General features: G+C 42.0%; 20 protein-coding genes and 1 pseudogene. 1 reads left to right on the forward strand and 20 read right to left on the reverse strand.

Annotated features, from left to right (window positions below; translation table 11 throughout):
• The 10 genes and pseudogenes from GT508_RS00090 to GT508_RS00135 form a co-directional block, all read right to left on the reverse strand.
• Positions 1–510, reverse strand: coding sequence for a flavin reductase family protein (locus GT508_RS00090; protein ID WP_138375448.1), 510 nt, complete (start codon positions 508–510; stop codon positions 1–3).
• A gap of 88 nt (positions 511–598) precedes the next feature.
• Entirely contained in the window at positions 599–1,822 is a 1,224-nt protein-coding gene (tyrS, locus tag GT508_RS00095) for a tyrosine--tRNA ligase (RefSeq protein ID WP_117596930.1), read from the reverse strand.
• Positions 1,823–2,264: 442 nt separating this feature from the next.
• Positions 2,265–2,876, reverse strand: coding sequence for an SGNH/GDSL hydrolase family protein (locus tag GT508_RS00100; protein WP_161143298.1), 612 nt, complete (start codon positions 2,874–2,876; stop codon positions 2,265–2,267).
• A 58-nt stretch (positions 2,877–2,934) separates the two neighbouring features.
• Positions 2,935–4,086, reverse strand: a complete 1,152-nt coding sequence (nagA, locus tag GT508_RS00105; RefSeq protein ID WP_161143299.1) for an N-acetylglucosamine-6-phosphate deacetylase — start codon at positions 4,084–4,086, stop codon at positions 2,935–2,937.
• A 30-nt stretch (positions 4,087–4,116) separates the two neighbouring features.
• Positions 4,117–4,953, reverse strand: a complete 837-nt coding sequence (locus tag GT508_RS00110) for a MurR/RpiR family transcriptional regulator (RefSeq protein WP_055171847.1) — start codon at positions 4,951–4,953, stop codon at positions 4,117–4,119.
• A gap of 38 nt (positions 4,954–4,991) precedes the next feature.
• Positions 4,992–5,873, reverse strand: coding sequence for an ROK family protein (locus tag GT508_RS00115; RefSeq protein ID WP_161143300.1), 882 nt, complete (start codon positions 5,871–5,873; stop codon positions 4,992–4,994).
• 93 nt (positions 5,874–5,966) lie between these two features.
• The gene (locus GT508_RS00120) at positions 5,967–6,416 is read right to left on the reverse strand and encodes a YhcH/YjgK/YiaL family protein (RefSeq protein ID WP_055284298.1); all 450 of its coding nucleotides are present in this window, start codon (positions 6,414–6,416) and stop codon (positions 5,967–5,969) included.
• A gap of 18 nt (positions 6,417–6,434) precedes the next feature.
• Complete coding sequence (locus tag GT508_RS00125; protein WP_055284299.1) at positions 6,435–7,940, reverse strand: sodium:solute symporter; 1,506 nt, start codon at positions 7,938–7,940, stop codon at positions 6,435–6,437.
• A 49-nt stretch (positions 7,941–7,989) separates the two neighbouring features.
• Positions 7,990–8,907, reverse strand: a pseudogene (locus GT508_RS00130) (dihydrodipicolinate synthase family protein).
• Positions 8,908–8,969: 62 nt separating this feature from the next.
• On the reverse strand, positions 8,970–9,659 hold the full coding sequence (locus GT508_RS00135; RefSeq protein WP_117596920.1) for an N-acetylmannosamine-6-phosphate 2-epimerase: 690 nt from the start codon (positions 9,657–9,659) through the stop codon (positions 8,970–8,972).
• 280 nt (positions 9,660–9,939) lie between these two features.
• Between GT508_RS00135 and nagB the strand changes: the two genes are divergently transcribed.
• The gene (gene nagB, locus GT508_RS00140; protein ID WP_055284301.1) at positions 9,940–10,671 is read left to right on the forward strand and encodes a glucosamine-6-phosphate deaminase; all 732 of its coding nucleotides are present in this window, start codon (positions 9,940–9,942) and stop codon (positions 10,669–10,671) included.
• A 111-nt stretch (positions 10,672–10,782) separates the two neighbouring features.
• Here the strand turns inward: nagB and lgt are convergent, their stop codons facing one another.
• The 10 genes from lgt to GT508_RS00190 form a co-directional block, all read right to left on the reverse strand.
• Positions 10,783–11,646, reverse strand: a complete 864-nt coding sequence (gene lgt / locus GT508_RS00145; RefSeq protein ID WP_028087181.1) for a prolipoprotein diacylglyceryl transferase — start codon at positions 11,644–11,646, stop codon at positions 10,783–10,785.
• A gap of 37 nt (positions 11,647–11,683) precedes the next feature.
• Positions 11,684–12,784 (reverse strand): redox-regulated ATPase YchF, encoded by a 1,101-nt coding sequence (gene ychF / locus GT508_RS00150; protein ID WP_055284303.1) that lies wholly within the window; start codon positions 12,782–12,784, stop codon positions 11,684–11,686.
• 83 nt (positions 12,785–12,867) lie between these two features.
• The gene (locus GT508_RS00155; RefSeq protein ID WP_117980708.1) at positions 12,868–13,998 is read right to left on the reverse strand and encodes a tyrosine-type recombinase/integrase; all 1,131 of its coding nucleotides are present in this window, start codon (positions 13,996–13,998) and stop codon (positions 12,868–12,870) included.
• A 115-nt stretch (positions 13,999–14,113) separates the two neighbouring features.
• The gene (locus GT508_RS00160; RefSeq protein ID WP_008372088.1) at positions 14,114–14,314 is read right to left on the reverse strand and encodes an excisionase; all 201 of its coding nucleotides are present in this window, start codon (positions 14,312–14,314) and stop codon (positions 14,114–14,116) included.
• A 41-nt stretch (positions 14,315–14,355) separates the two neighbouring features.
• Positions 14,356–15,171: an ATP-binding protein gene (locus GT508_RS00165; RefSeq protein ID WP_161143301.1), complete on the reverse strand. Its 816-nt coding sequence runs from the start codon at positions 15,169–15,171 to the stop codon at positions 14,356–14,358.
• A complete protein-coding gene (locus GT508_RS00170) occupies positions 15,171–15,698 on the reverse strand; it encodes a replication initiator protein A (protein ID WP_161143302.1) in 528 nt (175 codons plus the stop codon). The genes GT508_RS00165 and GT508_RS00170 overlap by 1 nt, the downstream gene beginning before the upstream one ends.
• 978 nt (positions 15,699–16,676) lie before the next feature.
• Positions 16,677–17,702, reverse strand: coding sequence for a sensor histidine kinase (locus GT508_RS00175; protein WP_008372095.1), 1,026 nt, complete (start codon positions 17,700–17,702; stop codon positions 16,677–16,679).
• A complete protein-coding gene (locus GT508_RS00180) occupies positions 17,699–18,376 on the reverse strand; it encodes a response regulator transcription factor (protein ID WP_161143303.1) in 678 nt (225 codons plus the stop codon). The genes GT508_RS00175 and GT508_RS00180 overlap by 4 nt, the downstream gene beginning before the upstream one ends.
• 19 nt (positions 18,377–18,395) lie before the next feature.
• On the reverse strand, positions 18,396–20,342 hold the full coding sequence (locus GT508_RS00185; RefSeq protein WP_334296709.1) for an ABC transporter permease: 1,947 nt from the start codon (positions 20,340–20,342) through the stop codon (positions 18,396–18,398).
• Positions 20,343–20,457: 115 nt separating this feature from the next.
• Entirely contained in the window at positions 20,458–21,225 is a 768-nt protein-coding gene (locus GT508_RS00190) for an ABC transporter ATP-binding protein (RefSeq protein WP_161143304.1), read from the reverse strand.
• Positions 21,226–21,262: the final 37 nt, after the last annotated feature.

A 21,262-nucleotide genomic window follows, 5' to 3' on the forward strand; every position in this document is an offset into this window, starting at 1 on the left:
CTATACTCTTTTCAATACTTTCACGATCTCGCCCATATACATCGTATGATAATCCTTATCCGGATACCATTTCTCATCATTTTCCTTAACATCGAAACATTCCGGTTTCATATCCTGTGTATACTGAGTCTTGCATACGAAGATCAGATCTGCTTCTTCAACTGCAGTTGTTCCGTCTACCGCATATGGATGAAGACCTGCTTCTTTCCACTTGTCTTCTACGTCTTTTCCCGATACCGAACCACATACGTTTAATGCTTTTCTGTAATCTTCTGACAGGAAAGAAAGTGTGTACATACCCGTCTCATCCATGAATTTCTTTGTATATCTCTGCGGGCGGATATATGCGGTTGCGATATTCTTTCCCCACATGATTCCGACACCGCCCCAGCTTGCTGTCATAGTGTTACTCTTTTTCTCATCTCCTGCTGTTACCAGCATCCATTCTTTGGAAATCTTTTTAAACGGGTTGAATTCCAGGCTTTCAATTGCTACTTCTTCAAATGCCATTTTCATATTCTCCTTATCGTCTTTTTTTAGAATTACAGACAGTGAATATTCACTGCCTGCATTTTTACTATATTCTTTTATAATTATACTACTTTACTAACACTTTACGGAAGTTTTTCTTACCCTTTTTCAGGACTACGCCGTCTCCGCTTAATGCTTCTCCTGCAAATGTCTGGAATACATCTGTAACCTTCTCACCATCTACAGATACTCCGCCCTGCTGCACTGCACGGCGTGCTTCTGACTTGGAAGCTGTCAGTCCTGATTTTACTAACATCGTCAGGATATCGATATTGCCATCTGTAAGGTCTTCTTCTGTCAGTTCTGTCTTTGGCATATCTGCTGCTGCACCTGTTGAGAATAATGCTTTTGCTGCCTCCTGTGCTTTCTGAGCTTCTTCTTCGCCGTGAACCAGTTTTGTGAGTTCGAATGCAAGAATCTCTTTTGCTGTGTTAAGCTGTGCTCCTTCCCAGCTGTCCATCTTGTCGATCTCTTCTAACGGAAGGAATGTCAGCATACGGATACATTTTAATACATCTGCATCTGCGACATTTCTCCAGTACTGATAGAATTCGAATGGAGATGTCTTGTTCGGATCAAGCCATACAGCACCACTCTGTGTCTTACCCATCTTTTTACCTTCTGAGTTCAGAAGCAGTGTGATCGTCATGGCAGAAGCGTCTTTTCCGAGTTTACGACGGATCAGCTCTGTACCCGCAAGCATGTTGCTCCACTGGTCGTCCCCGCCAAACTCAAGGTTACATCCGTATTTCTGGTATAACTCATAGAAGTCATATGCCTGCATGATCATGTAGTTGAACTCAAGAAAGCTGAGTCCTTTTTCCATTCTCTGCTTGTAGCACTCTGCTGTCAGCATACGGTTAACGGAGAAATGTGCTCCGACTTCACGTAATACTTCGATGTAGTTCAGTCCCATCAGCCAGTCAGCATTATTAACCATCAGTGCTTTTCCATCTGAGAAATCGATAAATCGACTCATCTGTTTCTTAAAGCAGTCACAGTTGTGCTGGATTGTCTCCGGTGTCATCATCTGACGCATATCTGTTCTTCCGGATGGATCACCAATCATAGCTGTTCCTCCACCGATCAGTGCGATTGGTTTGTTTCCTGCTTCCTGCAGACGTTTCATCAGGCACAGTGCCATGAAATGTCCTACGTGAAGGCTGTCTGCTGTCGGGTCAAATCCGATGTAAAATGTAGCCTTTCCATTGTTGACCAAGTCTTTGATCCTGTCTTCGTCTGTTACCTGTGCGATCAGGCCTCTTGCAACGAGTTCTTCATAAATTCCCATTTTAAGATTCTCCTTTTATTTATCATAATTGATTGTTTACAGATTTCTTACACATAATAATACAAAAGTCCTTACCCAACATTACATTGGATAAGGACGATATTAACCGTGGTACCACCTTAATTCACTGATCACTTACGCTTTCAGCCTCATTCAGTCTGCGTGTTCACAGACCTTTGCACGATAACGTGTGCCTGACGTCACAGCCTACTTCCGGAAATACTTGTGAAATTAATATTCTACATTTTCATCCGTTTCGGTGTGCGGCTCCAAGATGTATTCGTTCTTCACTCTTTCATGCGCCTCTCATCAACCGGCAGCTTTCTGTATGGGTGTGTGGATCACTACTTCTTCTTTTCTAAGCCTTTGTGATATCTGTATATTATTTTTCTGTCTGTGTTAAAGACTAACTGATTTCGAGTATTTTGTCAATATGCTTTCGCTAATTATCTGCCAAAAACCGCATCAACTCTCCGGCAATAATTTCATTCCCACCTTCCGTCAGATGAATACCATCTGTCGTGATATTTTCATATCCGGCTCTTCCTGCTGCCGATATCATAAGATCCTGTAATTCCAGAAATTCCACATGATATCTTTCTGCAATTCTTTTCTCAATTGCTTCTGCCTGTCTGATTCCCGGAATCCAGTTCGCATACTTTCTTGGATAAGGAAAGATAAATGGTGCCATACAGATAATTCTTGCACGGGTTCTCTCCGTAAGTTCTCTTAGAACGGATTCATAGCCTGCTTCAAATTCCTGTTCTTCCAGACTTTTTCCTGTATTCATCATGACTCCGACATCATTACATCCGATCAGCAGGCTCACAATATCCGGCTGTCTTAAAATGCAGTCATGCTCTAACATACGCTTTACACCCTGGATTGTGAAACCGTCATGTCCACAATTCACAATGTCGTACTTTTTCCCTCCGCCGGTACTGTGATTCAGCTTTTTATCCACCATATCCACATAACCGTTCCCCAGTGGATTTTCAGAAAAGCAGTGCTCTGCGTCTGTAATGCTGTCACCTAAAAATATAATTTTCTTCATTTTTCCTATCTATTTTCCGTATTCGATTACATACGTTAATGCAAATCCACGAATTCTATTATAGCTCCCGGCCATCCTTAATTACCATCTTAAGCTCCAAATTCTCGTCTAATAATACGATATTCGCTTTCTTTCCCGGTGCGATCGAACCATATGTATCTTCAATTCCAAGGCTCTTAGCCGGATTGATCGTCGCACATGCTACAGCCGTCTCAAGCGGGATCTCCATCTTCTTAACTACCGTACGCATACAGTCTGCAAGGTTTGTAACAGATCCTGCAAGTGCTCCATCAGATACCAGTGTTGCATGATTACCGACTACTTTTACATCCAATCCACCAAGTGTATACTGTCCGTCCGGCATTCCGGTCGCACGCATACTGTCGCTGATCAGGATCATACGGTCTGTTCCCATCATCTTGAACGCTGCTCTCACCATCGATGGATGGATATGTACACCGTCACAGATAATCTCTGCCATTACATGTGCACTGTCGGACACTGCTCCTACAACACCCGGTTCACGGTGAGTGAATGCAGGCATCGCATTAAAGAGATGTACGGCATGATTTGCTCCGGCATCGAATGCTGCTTTCGCATGTGCATAATCCGCATTGGTATGTGCAAGCGAAATGTTCACTTTATCTTTCATTGCTTCTACAAATGCAACTGCGTCCTCGCTTTCTTCCGGCGCAAGTCCTACAAACTTCACAAGTCCTTCCGAAGCATCAAGGAATCTCTGACAAATAGCCGTATCACAAGGCATGATATTTCTTTCATCCTGCGCTCCTTTTTTCACCGGGCTGATGAACGGGCCTTCCATGTTCACGCCTACAAGATCCGCTCCCTTCGGATTCTGTTCTTTTTTGTATTCTGCTGCTGTTCTTAAGATATCTTCCAGTTCTTCTACCGGAAGTGTCATCGTTGCCGGTGCGATTGTTGTAACACCCACAGAAGCCTCATATTTTGCAATATTTTCAATAGCCTCTTTACTGTTATCACAGAAGTCATCTCCCATACACCCGTGGAAATGCAGATCGATCAGTCCAGGAATTGCGTATGCCCCCTGTCCGTCAATGACTTCTTCCCCCAGCATATCCGGTACGTTTTCTGTCGTGTAAATGCTTTCGATTTTGTCATCGTGAACAACAATGCCGCCTGCTGTAAATTTTTTGTCTTCTGTATAGACAATTACATTTTTGATTATCATTTTATATATCCTCCATTTTATTTTAACATTCTAAAAACTCCTGTGCATCCCTTCTCCTTCTTCCAGTGCACGCAGTGTATTATCATGCAGAACTTCTTTTTCATATTTATCCTGTTCCAAATAGTAAGAATAGATAATATCAAGCATGACCAGAATCGGGAACTGCGGTGAGATTACATTCCCATGATTCAGGTGTCTGAGTGATGGAATCAGAACAACTTCTGTGCAGAACTGCTCGAAGCCACCCCGGTTGTTCGCCGTAAAAAGAATCGTTTTCGCACCTTTCCGATATGCTTCTTTCAGAAGAAACAAGACCTCTTCCTTGGATCCGCTGATACTGATTCCGAATACGAGGCTTCTTCTGTCCTGGAATACCGCCTGCATACGCATCATATCTCTTTCTACCAGCGAATCAATATCCACACCGATTCGCATAAAACGCAGTTCCATCTCTCTTGCTGCCAGACCGGAACTTCCGGTTCCGCACACGAACACACGCTCCGCCTGATTCAGATATCTGCTGATCCTTGCAATCTGTGCCTCATCCACCAGACTGTAAGTCTTATTCAGAAGTTCCTGATACGCATTCAGGATCATTCGCGTATTACCGGTAATGGATTCCTGCTTTTCTACAAATGTCTCTTCATACTGATAGATGAATTCTCTGTATCCGCGATATCCGCATTTCTTCGCAAATCTGGATAACGACGCTTCTGATACGAAGAGTCTCTCGGAAATGGATTTTGATGAAAAATCCACTTTCTTTCTGTTCTGTATAAAAAAATCTGCGATATTCCGTTCCACTGTCGTAAATTTATCATAATTCGATTCTATGATCGGAACGACTGATTTTACATAATATTCCATATCTTACTATTCCTGCTTCTTTATTTTATAACTCCGGACTATGCATGTCTTCCCTGAAAATGATAGAATGCGCCTAACATACCGGCATTGTTCTGGTTTTTGGCAAATGCGATACTTGTATGCTCCCACATGCTGGACACCAGGTATTTTTCCACTGCTTTTTCAATCTTGTCCTTCAGGAATGCTTCCTGCGCCATGATTCCGCCGCCAAGTACGACAACTTCCGGATTCACTACATAGCAGATATTGGCAATACCTTTCCCAAGTACATCCGTCATCTCATCAATTGCACGGTTACAGATCTTATCACCTTTTTTTGCCTCTTCAAAAATGTGATATCCGCTCCAATTTTCTGCCGGTTCTCCCTTCCATGCAGCAACCTTCTTCGTCAGAATACTGGCTGCTCCGAGTGTCTGGAAATCGCTGTCATCCATATGCATATATCCGACTTCACATGCGCTGTTACTAAATCCGTGGAACACCTCGCCATTCAGCAAAATACAGCCGCCGATTCCGGTTCCGATCGTCAGCATCACAGCCGCCTTACTTCCTGCCGCCGCTCCTGCTTTGTACTCAGCAAGTCCCGCACAATTCACATCATTTTCCACTTCACATGGAATTCTGAATCGTTCTTCTACCGTCTTTTTGAATGCCGTTCCGATATAATTCGGGATCAGCGGTGCCGAATAGAAGATTTCCCCTTTCTCAATGTCAACCATACCGGCTGTAGAAATACACACACCTGCGTCTGCCTCTTCTTTTAATGCTTCTACGATACCGATGACTTTATCAAGGATCGCCGGTCCGCCTTTCTGCGCTTCTGTCTTCATTTCTTTCTTTAACAATACTTCTGCATCTTCGCTCACAATACCATATTTGATTGCTGTGCCGCCGATATCAATACTAATATATTTTTTCATCTCTGCTTTGCCTCTTTCACTTTCCTTCATTATACTCGTTCAGCCAGAAAAGGGCAAACCGTTCTTTTATGGTTTGCCCTCGACTTTTTCTGATTAAATCTTTACTTTAAATATTGCCTTTTTAATGGTTTCCGGTTCCTGAACCTGAACCGCTGTTCTGTGTCCGTCACTCGGATAACAGATCAGGAAATCTCCATCTGTCAGGACTACGGAAGAATTCTTTTCCCCATCCATCGGAAGAAAATCATCTTTTTCCACAAAATCTTTTAATTCCATATTCTGAATGAAGTTCAGATCGATCTGTTCATTTCCATGGATCATTACATGGACATCCAGATAGTTCTTATGTGCTTCCCAGAAACGTTCTTCCGGTGTTGTTGTTGTATATTCTACGATATTGACAAACAGTCTGTCACCATCGATCTCATGACTTCCCTTTTCATAAGATGCAAGGTCGTGTGTCTTTGCATATTCAAAGCACTCTTTTACCTGTTCTTCTAAGAATGGGAATTCTGATAAATTATTGATATTTCCAAAAATCACGAAAATCGTCACTCCTTCTTAGTTTTTGTAAATGGTTGTGTTAGGAGCAGGTACGGAATTGTCTCCTTTTGCCTTTCTCCAGATGATACTTGCCGGGATACCAATTACCAGTGATACTACAATTGAGATGATTGAGTATGACCAGATTGATACGTGATCAGCAGGTACGAAGTATTTGATATATACCATTACTGCAGATGCTGCAACGAATGCACATACTGCTCCGAATGTATTTGCAACCTTTGTAAATGCTCCAAGGATAAATGTTCCGATCAGGATACCAAGTACCAGTCCCATAAATCCATTGAACCATTCGTATGCAGATTTTACTCCGCCATTAGCCAGTACCATAGCAACTACGATTGCGAAGATACCGACGATCAGAGATACATACTGTCCGATCTTTGTCTGTTTCTCAAAGCTTAATTCTTTCTTAGAAAGTCTTGCCTGAATATCCAGTGTCCAGCTTGATGCTACAGAGTTCAGACCTGTGGAAAGTGTAGACTGTGCCGCTGCATAGATAGCCGCTAACAGAAGTCCTGTTACACCAACCGGAAGTTCAAATGCAATGTAAGATGCAAAGATCTGATCCTGTGCTGCTGCCGGCGGAAGTGTATTCTGCTGATAGAATACATATAATCCTGTACCGATCAGATAGAATACTGTTGCGATAAAGATAGATAATCCTCCGTTTGTAAGCATCATTTTGTTCAGTTTTTTAGTATCTGTTGTAGTTGTAAAACGCTGTACAATATCCTGACTTGATACATAGGATCCCATTGTATTGAATCCGGCACCAACAATCATGATAAATACGCTGTCTTTGAAAATGTTAGGGTTGAAGATCGGCTGATCTACAGCAAGGAATTTATGCTCTGTTGTAAGTGCATGCATGATTGCTCCAAATCCACCGTCTAAGTGTACCAGCAGGAAGATCAGTGCGAAAGTAACACCGATCAGAAGTACAGATCCCTGGATGAAGTCTGTCCAAAGTACGGATTTCAGACCTCCTGTGTATGAGTAAATAATAGCAATGATACCCATGATAATGATCAGTAAGTTTACGCTAATTCCAGTCAGACTTCCAAGTACCATACATGGAAGGTACATGATGATTGACATACGTCCGATCTGGTAAATGATGAACATTACAGCTCCAAGTACACGAAGTCCTTTGCTTCCGAATCTCAGTTCCAGATAATGATATGCTGTATCAATATCCAGTTTGCTGTAGATTGGCAGGAAGAATTTAATCGTGATCGGGATAGCTAACAGCATACCAAGCTGTGCGAACCACATGATCCATGTTCCTGCGTATGAGTTTCCTGCTAATGACAGGAATGAAATCGGACTTAACAGTGTTGCGAAAATTGATACGGAAGTTACCCACCACGGTACAGTTCCGTCTCCTTTAAAATACTCTTTTCCTTTCATTTCTTTCTTTGCGAAATGAAGGCCGGCGAACAGTACAGCCGCGAGATAAATTACTAAAATGACTAAATCTACTACGGTAAACCCTTGCATCGTCTCTCTCCTTACAGATATTTTTCTTTCACGTATTTTTTATATAATCTTACAGATATTTAGCTTTTGCGTCGCGAACCATCTTAGCTGCTTCTTCAACGATAGCCATGTCTTCTTCTACTAATGCCGGCAGTGGCTCTCTTACTCCGCCAAGTTCCAGACCTTCGTTGATCTTTAACATGGCTTTGATCACTGCGTACATATTTCCGTGTGCAGAGCACATCTTATAGATAATCTCATCACAAGCATACTGGATTTCTCTTGCTTCTTCCATCTTTCCTGCTCTTACATACTCGTCTAATTTCAGATATAATTCCGGCATAACTCCGTATGTACCACCGATTGCTCCTTCAGCTCCGATGACACGTCCACTCATGAACTGCTCATCTGGTCCGTTGAAGATGATGTAGTCAGGGCCTGCTGCCTGTTTGAACATCTGGATATCCTGTACCGGCATAGAAGAATTCTTAACACCAATTACGTTAGGATTCTTTCTCATCTATGCGAAAAGTCCCTGTGTAAGAGCTACTCCTGCAAGCTGTGGAATGTTGTAGATTACGAAGTCTGTGTTTGGTGCTGCTGCACTGATGTCATTCCAGTACTGAGCGATTGCATACTCTGGCAGGTGGAAGTAGATCGGTGGGATTGCTGCGATTGCATCAACTCCAAGGCTTTCTGCATGTCTTGCAAGCTCCTGGCTGTCTTTTGTGTTGTTGCATGCAACGTGTGCGATAACTGTAAGCTTTCCTTCTGCTGCTTTCATAACGTTCTCAAGGATGATCTTACGGTCTTCTACGCTCTGGTAGATACATTCTCCTGATGAACCGTTAACGTATACACCTTTTACACCTTTTTCTACGAAGTACTTTGTCAGTGCCTGTACGCCTTCCGGACTTACATTGCCTTCGTTGTCATAACATGCATAGAATGCTGGGATTACGCCTTTGTACTTTTCAAGATTTCTCATGGTTTCTTTCTCCTTTTCTTTGTCTTTTTATATAAATTTAATTTAATAAGTTCCTTGCGGAATTATCTTTCCATTTCTTCTACAAATGATTTTGTGATCAGCTGTGGTCTTGTGATAATAGACCCTACAACGACGCTGTATGCACCAAGCTCGATCACATGTTTTGCTTTTTCCGGTGTATTGATGTTACCTTCTGCGATCACTCTGTGTTTTGCTTTTGCAACAATCTTTCTTAAGATTTCGAAATCATTTGCCTCGATCTTATCGCCTTTACTCTGCTCTGTGTAACCAACCATCGTAGTTCCGATAAAATCAAATCCGAGTTCATCGGCATGCAGTGCTTCTTCTACAGTAGAGCAGTCTGCCATAAATAACTGATCCGGATATTTTGCTTTTACTTCCTTAAAGAACTCATCCAGTGTCTTTCCGCCTGGTCTCTTAGAAATAGTAGCATCCATAGCGATGATCTCCGGTTTTACTTCCATCAGTTCTTCGATTTCTTTCATCGTTGGTGTAATGTAAATATCGCTGTCATCATAATCTCTCTTTACGATTCCGATGACCGGAAGGTCAACCTGTGACCGGATCTCCTTGATATCTTCTTTTGTATTTGCACGAATTCCACTAGCACCTCCCTGCTTTGCAGCCAGTGCCATTCTTCCCATAATGAATGAAGAATGTAATGGTTCATCCGGTAATGCCTGACATGATACAATTAATTTACCCTTCAGATTTTCAACTTTCTGATTCATTTTTTTGTTCCCTCCTTCGTTCTGCAATCAGTATAGTATTGTTCGATTTTATTTTCAAGTACCTTTTCAGTTCTTGAAACTTCTTTCATCCTTTTCAATTCTTCTCTCTGTTTTTTCCTATTTTAAAATCCGTTTTTTATGCAATATGCACAATTCCAGGTAGTTTCTTTCCAGTTTCGAAAGTAGTTTCAGTTCATGCTATTTTACTTGAAAATTCATTTATAATGTATATACTAATATTCAGAAACAAAAAAACAATAGAATAAGGAGAGATTTTATTATGGTAATTTATAAAGCAAAAGACTATCAGGATATGAGCCGTAAGGCCGCAAACATCATTTCTGCACAGATTATTATGAAGCCAAACTGTGTACTTGGACTTGCAACCGGATCTTCACCGGTCGGTACATATAAACAGCTGATCGAATGGTATAAGAAAGGGGATCTTGATTTTTCCCAGGTTACAAGTGTAAACCTCGATGAATACAAAGGACTCAGTCCTGAAAATGATCAGAGCTACAGATATTTCATGAATACCAATCTCTTTGATCATGTAAACATCGACAAAACCCGTACTTTCGTTCCGGACGGACTGGAAGCAGATTCCGAGAAAGCCTGCAACGATTATAATGCAGTCATCCGTAAGCAGGGCGGTGTAGACCTCCAGCTTCTCGGTCTTGGACACAACGGACATATCGGATTCAACGAACCAGGTGCCGCTTTTGAGAAAGAGACACACTGCGTAGATCTGACAGAAAGTACAATTGAAGCCAATAAGCGTTTCTTCGAATCTGAAGATGATGTTCCGAGACAGGCTTATACAATGGGAATCAAGAATATCATGCAGGCCAAGAAAATTCTGGTTGTTGTAAGCGGAGAAGATAAGGCGGATATCTTAAAAGAGGTCTTATACGGACCAATTACTCCGGAAGTTCCTGCTTCTATTCTTCAGTTACATAATGATGTTACGATTGTAGCTGATGAAGCAGCACTCAGTAAGATTGATATGTAATATGAATAAAAAATCCCGGTATGTGAATCAGACATTTTTGAGCATCCAGCTCATTGTCATTTCACACACCGGGATCTTTTTCTGTATTCGATTATGTTTGCGGCAACCGGACTATTTTTGTGAAGCTGCTGCTTTTTTTCTTCCTGCAATGATCAGTATAGCAGATATCACTACAATCGTGCCTGCCAACAGCTGAGAGACCGGAAGTCCAACTTTTGGCAGCAACAGCTGATCGGTTCTAAGTCCTTCGATCCAGAGTCTGCCAAGACCATACCCCAAGAGATAGATCAGGAAGACTTCCCCATCGAATTTCTTATGCTTGCGGTACAACAGCATGATGATCAGCACCATCAGACACCACAGGGATTCGTACAGGTAGGTCGGATGAACCTGAATATACATGACTCCTTTGACTGTCTCGGCATGATTCCACATCTTTGTTGTGATGTCCGAACTTCTTACCGCATCCACCGGAAGTCTCATAGCAAACAGTCCATTCGTATATTCCCCAAAGGCTTCTCTGTTGAAGAAGTTCCCCCATCTTCCGATCATCTGTCCGGTGATCAGACCAAATCCGCCGGTGTCAAATAACAGGAACGGTGATAATCCTTTTATTTTTGCAAATATAAATACTACAACAATTGCCGTGATCACACCGCCGTATATGGCAAGACCGCCCTCACGGATGTTAATGATACTCTTAATATCGTCTTTATACATATCCCAGGAGAAGATCACATAATATGCCCTTGCTCCGATAATTGAAAAGATAACTCCATATATTGCCAGATCATAATAATCTTCTACGTTCTGATGCGTACGCTTTGCTTCCATTACCGCCATCATAAGTCCCGCAAGTATTCCGATTCCTATGACGATTCCATAATATGCGATATCGAATCCAAAGACTGTGATATGATCGCCGACAGATTTTAAATGAATTCCCAGATTAGGGAAATCTATGGTTCTGTGCATTGAAACAGCCCCCCTCTTTTCATCCATCTATTCCTGATTATACATTAAACCGGAACAGCATGATATCTCCGTCTTTTACCACATAGTCTTTACCTTCCAGACGGATCAGACCTTTTTCTTTTGCTGCTGTGTGGCTTCCACACGCGATCAGATCATCGTAAGATACAACTTCTGCACGGATGAATCCACGCTCAAAGTCAGAGTGGATCTTCCCTGCTGCCTGTGGTGCCTTCGTTCCTTCTGTGATTGTCCATGCACGAACTTCCGGCTCACCTGCTGTCAGATAGCTGATCAGTCCAAGCAGCTTATAACTTGCTTTGATCAGTTTTTCCAGACCTGATTCCTTTAATCCAAGATCCTCCAGGAACATTTTCTTTTCATCATCATCCAGTTCTGAAATCTCTGCCTCAATCTCTGCACATACAACGAAAACTTCGCTCTGCTCACCTTTTGCATATTCACGGACAGCCTGTACACCTTCGTTATTGGCCGCATCATCTGCAAGATCATCTTCAGATACATTTGCCGCATAGATAACCGGTTTGTATGTCAGAAGATTATAGCTTTCCAGCCATGCCTGTTCTTCCTCGTCATCTGCTTCTTCGAATGTCTTTGCAAGCTTTCCATCTTCCAGATGCGCCTTGATCTTGTTCAGAAGTGCAAGTTCTTTTGCTGCAGATTTGTCATTTCTTGCAACTTTGGAAACTTTGGAAATTCTTCTTTCCAGGATCTCAAGGTCAGAAAAGATCAGCTCTAAGTTGATCGTCTCGATGTCACGAAGTGGGTTGATGCTTCCGTCTACGTGTACAATATTACTGTTCTCGAAGCATCTTACTACGTGTACAATAGCATCTACTTCACGGATATTGGCAAGGAACTGGTTTCCAAGACCTTCTCCTTTGGAAGCTCCTTTGACAAGTCCGGCAATATCAACGAATTCAATTGCTGCCGGGATGATCTTCTTGGTATGATACATCTCTCCCAGTACATTTAATCTCTCATCCGGTACGGTTACGACTCCTACGTTCGGGTCAATGGTACAGAATGGATAGTTTGCTGATTCTGCGCCTGCCTTTGTAAGTGAGTTGAACAGTGTACTCTTTCCTACATTTGGTAATCCAACGATTCCTAATTTCATTTTTTCTATTTCCTCCTATAAATCCTTTGATTTCAAGGGATTTCAGCATACTTATTTTTGCAAGTGGGCCATTTAGTGGGCCATTACATTGCCATAAGTGCTTCTGCTACCAAGTCCATTTCTTTTTTCTTTTCTTCCTCGGTAGTATGAACATATAAGTTCATTGTAATTCCAATATTCGAATGGCCCAGTAACATCTGAAGTGTTTTCGGTTTCATTCCTGCTTCAATACATCTGGTAGCAAAAGTATGTCTCAAGATATGCATCGAAAATCTTGGAATTTTTGCTTTGTCACAGATTTTAAACAGCGCTGTATCATATGTACTGTTCTTGACAGGTGTTCCTTTTCGACACAGAAACACAAATTCTTCCCATTCTGTTGAAATTTCTGAAATCCTCTTATTCTTTTCTTTTTGTTTTTTTAGTATAGAAACCGCTTCTTCTGTTAAGGGTATCGTACGGTAACCTGATTTACTCTTTGGTTCTCCGATACGCCACTCCTTTGCACTGTAACGATATTCCATACTTCTGCGAATCTGAATTGTTTTGGATTTAAAATCGACATCTCCCCATTTCAATCCTACCAATTCGCCTGTTCGCAATCCGGTTTGTAGTATAAAACGATACTGATTTTCATAGCTTTGATTTTCTGCATATTGTAAAAATGTTTTTTGTATGTCTCTTGTTAAAGCAACCTTCTTCTCAGAAGGCTTTCCCATATCACTTTTCACAGATTTTTTACAGGGATTGCTACGCAAGACTTCATTCTCTTTTGCATACTCAAACATATTGTATAATGCAATTCTTGCCTGATAAATTGTAGATGTGCGATACCCCTGATCTGCCATATCATAAAATATTTTCTGACATTGAAGTGGTTTCACGTCTGATAGTGTCATCTTCCCAATTACCGGTTTAATATTTTTAATATATCTCTCCGTATAATTGCGAACAGTATTTGAACGGACTGTTTTCTTTTTTATCCCAATCCAATAATCAAACCATTGATCGACCAGCATATCTGATGGCATTGAAATATCACTGTGTTCATCCACATAAGTCGCATCAGCAATCCATGCTCTGCACTCTTGCAGCTTTTTGAATCGTTTATGTTTTCTCTTTCCAAACCGATCTACAAATCTGGCTGAGTATAATCCCGTACTTTCCTGGGATATTCCCTTGCCAAGTTCTTTGCCTTTTAAATCTTTTCCCATATTTCAGCTCCTCTCATAAGAAGCCCTAATACAGTACCTTGTATTATACCATAGCATCTTATTTTTGTGAATATTCATTTTCATCTCATCTCCTGCCCCATCTCCTGTCAATCATTTATATTTCCACACTTTCCGAAATGAATTTTTCAAATTCTTTTCTCTTTACAAGTTTTTTCGTGCCTACGTAAAGCACAAACGGACATCTCGGTTCTTTCAAAAGACCACTTATTCTGTTTTGTCCAATATTACTGTATTCTGCTGCCTCTTCAATTGTAAGAGCCACTTTTTCACATATCGCAACATGTTGTTTGCTCATAAAATCCTTCCCTTATTATTTAACGTGCGTAGCATACACTTCTATCCGCAATACACACGATCATTCTTTGTATTCAACAACGTTTTCGCTTTCTCCATTTTCATACTTGCAATCGCTTCTCGTTTACTTGTACCTCCAACATACATTGGTGTACACATTTCTAAAATACGATCATAGATACGCCTTTTGTCCAACATGGTCTCGCTTTTTATTTCTTTCAGCGGAAGATTGGTTGTGATGATCAAAGGTCGTCCCGAACGGATCCTGCGGTCTATGACGCTAAAAACAATTCCTAACGCATATTCTGAATTTCGTTCCACTCCAAGATCATCAATAATCAAAAGCTGGTAAGAAGCCAATGCATTGATATATTCCGTTTTGTCTGCCAGTGGAAATATATCATCAATAATGGTATTGAAATTTGTCATCTTTACCGTTACTTCCCGCTTAAGAAGTTCATTGGCAATACACCCGGCAATATAACTTTTCCCGGTACCAACCGGTCCCCAGAACAAACAGCCTATATGATTTCTTTTCATTTCCTCCCAGTTATCAACATAGCTTTTTGCCTTATGCATTACTGCATCTGACATATCTGCATTCTCAAATGTCCACTCTTCCATCCTGCTCTCGTCAAAACAGATGCTCGTATTTCTACTGACTAATTCCCGGTGTTCTTTCTCTTTAAAATATTTTTGTTCTTCTTCATACGCTTTTCTGTCACAGGCACATTGCCTAGTATGTTTTTTCATCCCCATAAAGCCACCCTCGGGGAAAAAAGCTTCTTTCGCTTCCCCACAGACTTTGCAGTATTGCAAACCATCACTGCCTACACATACGATATCTTCTTCTCTCATCACAAACTCTCTCCTTCTCCATAGCAATAATTTACTTCATGATATTTATTTCTTTTATATTTCTCAGTTACTTTACTAGGTGCCACATTTCCGACTCCTGCACAGCCATTTTTACGACCAGATGAAGGTTGCTTTTCCGACTCTGTTGCAACCATCTTTTCAACCGCCTTATTCTCAACCAGCTGTAAACCAATCTCATCAGATGGAATTTTTATATATAAATGATTGGGTTTTGAAAAACCACCAGATCTGCGAACCAATAGTCCCACATCATCTAATTCCTTCAATGCTGTTTTTACAGAAGATTTACATTTACCGATTTGAGCAGACAATTCCTCTATCGGAAAAATCAGATAAACATTTCCATACTTGTCTATCCAACTATTCATTCTCGATATCCGTGCCCGGTCATACAAAATCATATAAAGGAATTTTGCAGTTTGAGAAATTCGCAGTTTTAGCAAAAACTTCGGAAACTGGAAGTACTGAAGCATCTGCTCTGACTCCTTCATGTATTCATATTTCATTCTTTTCTCGCCTCGTTTCTGTTTCTAACTGTTGTAAAAATCATTTTTATGCCGGCTCAAAAAATGTCCTTACACATATTCAAAAGATGAAGGGCATAAATACAGGCTCTTGATGAAAATTTTTTATTTTTCCTGCAAAAAATACCCTTTCATTAATACGAAACGCTGAGAGGCATTTTTACAGCCCCCTGAGGAAAACTTTTTTATTTTTTCTGTTAATTAAATATTTGAAAATAAAAAAACACTCACCTATCCAGGTGAATGCCTTATCAAAATTTTCTTATTTTGTTGTCTATGACGCTTACTCAGAAACGCTTGCGTATCTGCTAAAATGTAATTGCCTGCAATTATATTTTCACGTGGGTATGGGGACGTAACCCCCATCAAGTCTGCTACTCGTAAGTAATACAAAATTGTCAAAATGACAATACTGTAATACACGGGTGGATCTTGCTCTGGTTGTAACGTATGAATTCATACAATAATAGGCCCAAATGGGCACTTTCACCATTTGAGCCTATATATTATATATGTCTTTCAAATGATAGCTTAAAAAATAGCTGTCTAGACGGTATGTTTTTAACGTAGAATTGATTTTATGGAAGACAAGGCATGGAATGCTTTGTACCTTTAATGGAAAAATTTAATGATATTTACCATGTACAAAAAAGAAACGGCAGATAAAAAACATCACACGAATCCTTATCGTGCTGTAAACTATATAAGAGATGAGAACGGAAATCCTATATGCCCTATTGGACGTAAATTTCTTTTCAAACGAAAACAACATGTAAGATATAAAAAATATGGACGTACAGAAGAAATCTATCCAAGCTTATTAAGTGTACCCTTTTTACATAAAACAGTGACGATTTTCAAAAAACATATATTAATGTAAAGAAACGCCAGAACCAGCATTTGTCGGAACTAGCGTTTCTTTAGCAGAGACTTATTTTACAGCCCCGTTTTTTGCTTATATTATTTTCCTCCGTTGGATCTCAATTTTGGAAAGAAGATGACTATCTTAAAGCCCTTTTCCCACGGGGAAGCAGCTTCCAGACGAAGGTTTAGATCGTCAGCCATCTTCTTAACCAGGTAAAGCCCTATACCGGTAGCTTTCTTTCTGCTGTCAGTAGAATCCCCGGTAAAGCCCTTTTGAAAAATATACGGCAGATCATATTTTTTTACACCGATGCCATTATCCTCAACTGAAAGAACATCTGCGATCTCCGAATGTATCATAGAGATTGTTAGCATGGGACTATCGCTGCTATATTTTATGGCATTGCTCACGATCTGTCCCAACATAAACTGAAGCCCTCTACGGTCTGTATAGACTGTTTCAGATTGCAGTTTATTGATAATTACAAACTGCTTTTCTTCCAGAAGTGGGGCATAGTCCTCCAGAACTTCCCCCAAGCAGTCATTCAAATTGATATCCTTAAACTGATAATCCTTTGTACTGCTCTTTAACCGGGCATAGTATAACATCTGAGTGACATCCTCCTGAAGCTGACTGCGGACATAATCCAGTTTTGCTTGCAGGGGAGGAGACATTTCGTTGCTCCGATTATCCAGGAGCATGGTCAACAACGATAGGGGCGTTTTCGCTTCATGTGCCCAGCCCTCCACATATTCTTCATAGTCCTGTAGGGCATCTGCCATACTGTTACTCTCAGTTTTGTGTTCCTGTAAAACTGATGCCAGAAGCCGGATAGATTCTCCTTCTTCCCGGCTGATGGCACTGAGCAGCCGTTCCTCGTTGCAGATGGTAGGATCACTGAGGAAATCCCGGAACAGCTCTCGGCGGGTGGTCTCCCGCTTGTTTAGTACAAACAGAATTGCTGAAAACAAAAGGAGGCTTGTCAGAACTACTAACCCACTCAAGGTTTGAAATGCCTGAATGTCAGAAATCCAAAGAATGATAGCACAAAAGCAATCCACGCCCAACAGCAACAGCAGCCAGGGGTAGTACCGTTCTATCATGCGCCAAAGCCGCTTCATGGAGCCACCCCCGTTTCCAGACGATAGCCCATCCCACGAACCGCAACGATTCGCTGCTTCATCTCAAGACCGGACATCGTCTTTTTCAGCCTGGTCAGATTAACCTGCAAGGCATTTTCGTCTATGTATTCCGTGGTTCCCCATAGTGCTATGCAAAGTTGCTCCGTCGTGGCCAGAGCATCGCCGCCGGACAAAAGAGCAACCAACAGTTTTCCCTGATTTTTTGGAAGCACGACAGAGGTATTATGAATATAAAGCGTGTAGGTCTGCTGGTCTAACAGGAAATCTGGTCCCTCTATGAGATTGGTACGGCCTTCATACCTTTTGAGAATATTGGATACCCTGGCAAGAAGTCGATCTTTTCTGCACGGCTTCGTCAAATATTCATCAGCACCCAAGTGGAACGCTTGCAGTTCATCCTTTACCTGATCTCTGGAAGTCAGTACCAGGACGGGGATAGCGGTTTTATTCTTTAGTTCCTGGCAGATTTGAAAGCCACTGATCTCCGGCAAATTCAGGTCTAAGATCACAAGGTCAGGACGGAGGGCTGCCAGGAGCCGAACGGCATCTTCCAACTCGGTGATTGCCTCCGCAAGATACCCGTCCTTTTGAAGCATATTGCAGAGTTCTTCCCGCATATAGACTTCATCTTCCACAACAGCAATTCTTTTCACGGCAGCACCTCCTTCCAAATTATTCTTCTCTCTGTGGCTGCATCAGTGTCAGCAAATACCGATCACTGGAGCGCTTGACCACTCTCATATAAATATATTCTATCACGCAAAGCAGCAAAATCATAGTAGCAGATACAAGTAGCATTTCAGACACTGTCCCACGGGTTCGAGACGAGAGTATCCCTGTAAATAACGCCCTGACTCCAAACAGACTGCTGACAGCCGCAACCAATACAGGAAGTCCCATAAACCAGGTAATTTGCTTTCCAGCAGACTGGCAAAGGGTTTCGTAAGTAGCTCCCAGGCGGATCAGAGTCTGGTATCTGCGCCCGGTTTTCTGCTGACTCATCAGGAACTGAACACCCACGATGGTGTTGGCAACTACCAGGAAAACAATTGCTAGATATAGGGTAATATAACTGGATGCTATGGTGTAGAAAAGCTGACGACCCATATTCTGAAGATAGCTTTCATATTCAATGCCAGTTTCGTCCAGCTTCTCGTTCAAATCCAAATATGCAGTCATAAGGCTATTTCCATCCAGAGCCTGTTCACTGAGCACCGCATTGACATAGGTATCATACATCCCCTGGCTATAATATAGGAATGCTTCATCCGGAAGAATCAATGCAAAGGACAAGGTTATAGAACGGTCCGTGACCAAATTCACAGACTGAACCTCTCCTGTAAGATGAATCGGACTACCATCCAGTTCCACCTTGGGATGCCCGGCCAATACTTGGTTCAGCATTGCGGTACGGCTTACCGTAGTAAACTCTGTATCAATATAGACAGCGGCCTCCTTTTCGCCTAATTGGAGAGCCGGATTGCCGGACAATTCCAACAAACGATTATAGTCCGATAAACAAATCAAATATGGGTATGTGGCATAATCAAGATTGTTCAAAAGGACATCCCGGTCTTCCGACTGGGGCAGGCTTCGAAGAGAGTCCATAACAACGTCCATGCTGTAGGCATTATCATAATCTTCTGTGGTGTGAATACTCCCAACCCTCATTTCAAAAAGCTCTGAAAATTGATTTTCCAAACCGTTTTCTTTCAGGGCTGCCTTTATATTCGGAAGAACCTGCGATGAATCTTCTGCAGTATGATCTTCAAAAGTATAGTCGATTACATGGTCAGAAGACAGGCTATTCGTTCCTGCAATTCCTACGCCCGCACCAAAACAACACAGCGCTGCCAGAATCAGCAGGGAGCTGATGGCAATGGAGTTTGACTGATGAATGACATTCTCCTGAATCTGCCGGAAGGTAAATACATGCAGCTGCTTATTTCCTTTTCCTTTCTTAACAATCAAAGCAATCAGCGCACGCATCCCATAGAAAAGCAGCATCGTACCAACTATGCCCAACAGCAAAGTCAGTCCCATCATACTTACCTTTGTCCATGCAATTCTCTGAATCGCCATGTAGTAAGCCACTGCCAACATCACACTTCCGCATATAGCAGCCAGTCCATAGATAACAGATGGCATTTGCTTTTTGGGGTGGTTCGTTGGCTGGGATAGCAAAGTACCGATCTCTTGGCGGCTGATTCGTCCACTCAAAATCAGAAGTGCCGTCAGCTTAATTGCCAGAAATCCTGCCAGCGTCCATTCAATCGCAGACCAGGATAAAGAAAACTGATGACCGATGATCCCCATGCCTACCAGTTTGGCGGTGACAAGACTGACAATTTCTGAAAGCACCACAGCCACAGGTAATCCTATGAGCATGGCAAGAATACTGGTCAGGAAATCTTCCGCCAGAAGCATACCAAACAGTTTACTTCTACGCATCCCCAACATTAGATAAACACCAAACTCATGCCGTCTGCGCTCGAACTGATACTTGCAGGCAAAATAGATCAAAAAGAACAGAATACCGAGGGTCATCCCATAAAACGCAGGAATCAGAAGCAGGAGTTTGTCAACTGCGTCACTCTCCATTTTCTGCAAAAAGAGCATCACATCTTGAGTGGAGATGGAAAGAATCATGTAAAATGCAACAATAGAAATCACCAGGGAGCTGAAAAACAGACCGTTTTCCTTTCGGCTGCGGCGACTGTTCCGAAGAATGAGATTAGAGAACATTTGCGCTGCCCCCTCCCAGTTGCGCCATCACCTTCAGGATGCGCCCGTAGAACTCCTGCTGGCTTTCGTCTCCACGCCGAAGCTCATGAAAGATCACGCCATCCTGGATGAACAGGATGCGCTTACAGAAACTGGCGGCATTGGAATCATGGGTTACCATCAGGATCGTAGCTTGTTCGTCACGATTCAGGCCGGACAGCTTCTCCATAAGACTTCTTGCGTTCTTAGAATCCAGCGCACCCGTCGGTTCATCGGCAAGGATCATTTGGGGATGTAAGATCAGAGCCCTTGCTGCCGCAACACGCTGACGCTGGCCACCGGACATCTTGGACGGAAACTTATCCAGAACATCAGAAATTTCCAGATAGTCAGCCAACTGCTTCAGCCGCTGGCTGCTTTCTGTTTCGGCTACCCCATGCAAGGAAGTCGGGAGCAGGATATTTTCCCTGCCAGTCAGGTTGTCCAGCAATTCAAAGTTCTGGAATAGATAACCAACTTTTTTGCCACGGTACTCGGCAAGAGCCTTTTCCTTGAGGGATTGCAGAGTATCTCCCTCCACCTGAATGCTTCCACCTGTAGGCTGAATCACAGTTGCAATACAGTTGAGAAGCGTGGATTTGCCGGAACCACTGCTTCCCATAATACCGAGAAACTCTCCCGGCATGACCTGAAAAGTGATTCCGTTCAGTGCTCTCGTCTGGTTTGGCAACGCCCCATAGACTTTGGTAAGATTTTCAATATTCAAAATTGGTTTCATGTGAATGCCTCCTATCCATTTCTGGGTAAATGATAGC

The sequence above is a fragment of the Dorea sp. BIOML-A1 genome, assembly GCF_009875615.1.
In the GTDB taxonomy this organism is placed as follows: Bacteria; Bacillota; Clostridia; order Lachnospirales; family Lachnospiraceae; genus Dorea_A; species Dorea_A amylophila.

Excerpts from the sequence above, each read along its gene's own strand:
- tyrS (WP_117596930.1), bottom strand. The coding sequence starts at position 1,822 with ATGGGAATTTATGAAGAACTCGTTGCAAGAGGCCTGATCGCACAGGTA.
- GT508_RS00125 (WP_055284299.1), bottom strand. The coding sequence starts at position 7,940 with ATGCAAGGGTTTACCGTAGTAGATTTAGTCATTTTAGTAATTTATCTC.
- GT508_RS00160 (WP_008372088.1), bottom strand. The coding sequence starts at position 14,314 with ATGAGCAAACAACATGTTGCGATATGTGAAAAAGTGGCTCTTACAATT.
- GT508_RS00155 (WP_117980708.1), bottom strand. The coding sequence starts at position 13,998 with ATGGGAAAAGATTTAAAAGGCAAAGAACTTGGCAAGGGAATATCCCAG.
- GT508_RS00110 (WP_055171847.1), bottom strand. The coding sequence starts at position 4,953 with ATGGAATATTATGTAAAATCAGTCGTTCCGATCATAGAATCGAATTAT.
- GT508_RS00190 (WP_161143304.1), bottom strand. The coding sequence starts at position 21,225 with ATGAAACCAATTTTGAATATTGAAAATCTTACCAAAGTCTATGGGGCG.
- GT508_RS00115 (WP_161143300.1), bottom strand. The coding sequence starts at position 5,873 with ATGAAAAAATATATTAGTATTGATATCGGCGGCACAGCAATCAAATAT.
- GT508_RS00185 (WP_334296709.1), bottom strand. The coding sequence starts at position 20,342 with ATGCTCTTTTTGCAGAAAATGGAGAGTGACGCAGTTGACAAACTCCTG.
- GT508_RS00175 (WP_008372095.1), bottom strand. The coding sequence starts at position 17,702 with ATGAAGCGGCTTTGGCGCATGATAGAACGGTACTACCCCTGGCTGCTG.
- ychF (WP_055284303.1), bottom strand. The coding sequence starts at position 12,784 with ATGAAATTAGGAATCGTTGGATTACCAAATGTAGGAAAGAGTACACTG.
- GT508_RS00090 (WP_138375448.1), bottom strand. The coding sequence starts at position 510 with ATGGCATTTGAAGAAGTAGCAATTGAAAGCCTGGAATTCAACCCGTTT.
- lgt (WP_028087181.1), bottom strand. The coding sequence starts at position 11,646 with ATGCACAGAACCATAGATTTCCCTAATCTGGGAATTCATTTAAAATCT.
- GT508_RS00100 (WP_161143298.1), bottom strand. The coding sequence starts at position 2,876 with ATGAAGAAAATTATATTTTTAGGTGACAGCATTACAGACGCAGAGCAC.
- GT508_RS00165 (WP_161143301.1), bottom strand. The coding sequence starts at position 15,171 with ATGAGAGAAGAAGATATCGTATGTGTAGGCAGTGATGGTTTGCAATAC.
- GT508_RS00170 (WP_161143302.1), bottom strand. The coding sequence starts at position 15,698 with ATGAAATATGAATACATGAAGGAGTCAGAGCAGATGCTTCAGTACTTC.
- GT508_RS00135 (WP_117596920.1), bottom strand. The coding sequence starts at position 9,659 with ATGAATCAGAAAGTTGAAAATCTGAAGGGTAAATTAATTGTATCATGT.
- nagA (WP_161143299.1), bottom strand. The coding sequence starts at position 4,086 with ATGATAATCAAAAATGTAATTGTCTATACAGAAGACAAAAAATTTACA.
- nagB (WP_055284301.1), top strand. The coding sequence starts at position 9,940 with ATGGTAATTTATAAAGCAAAAGACTATCAGGATATGAGCCGTAAGGCC.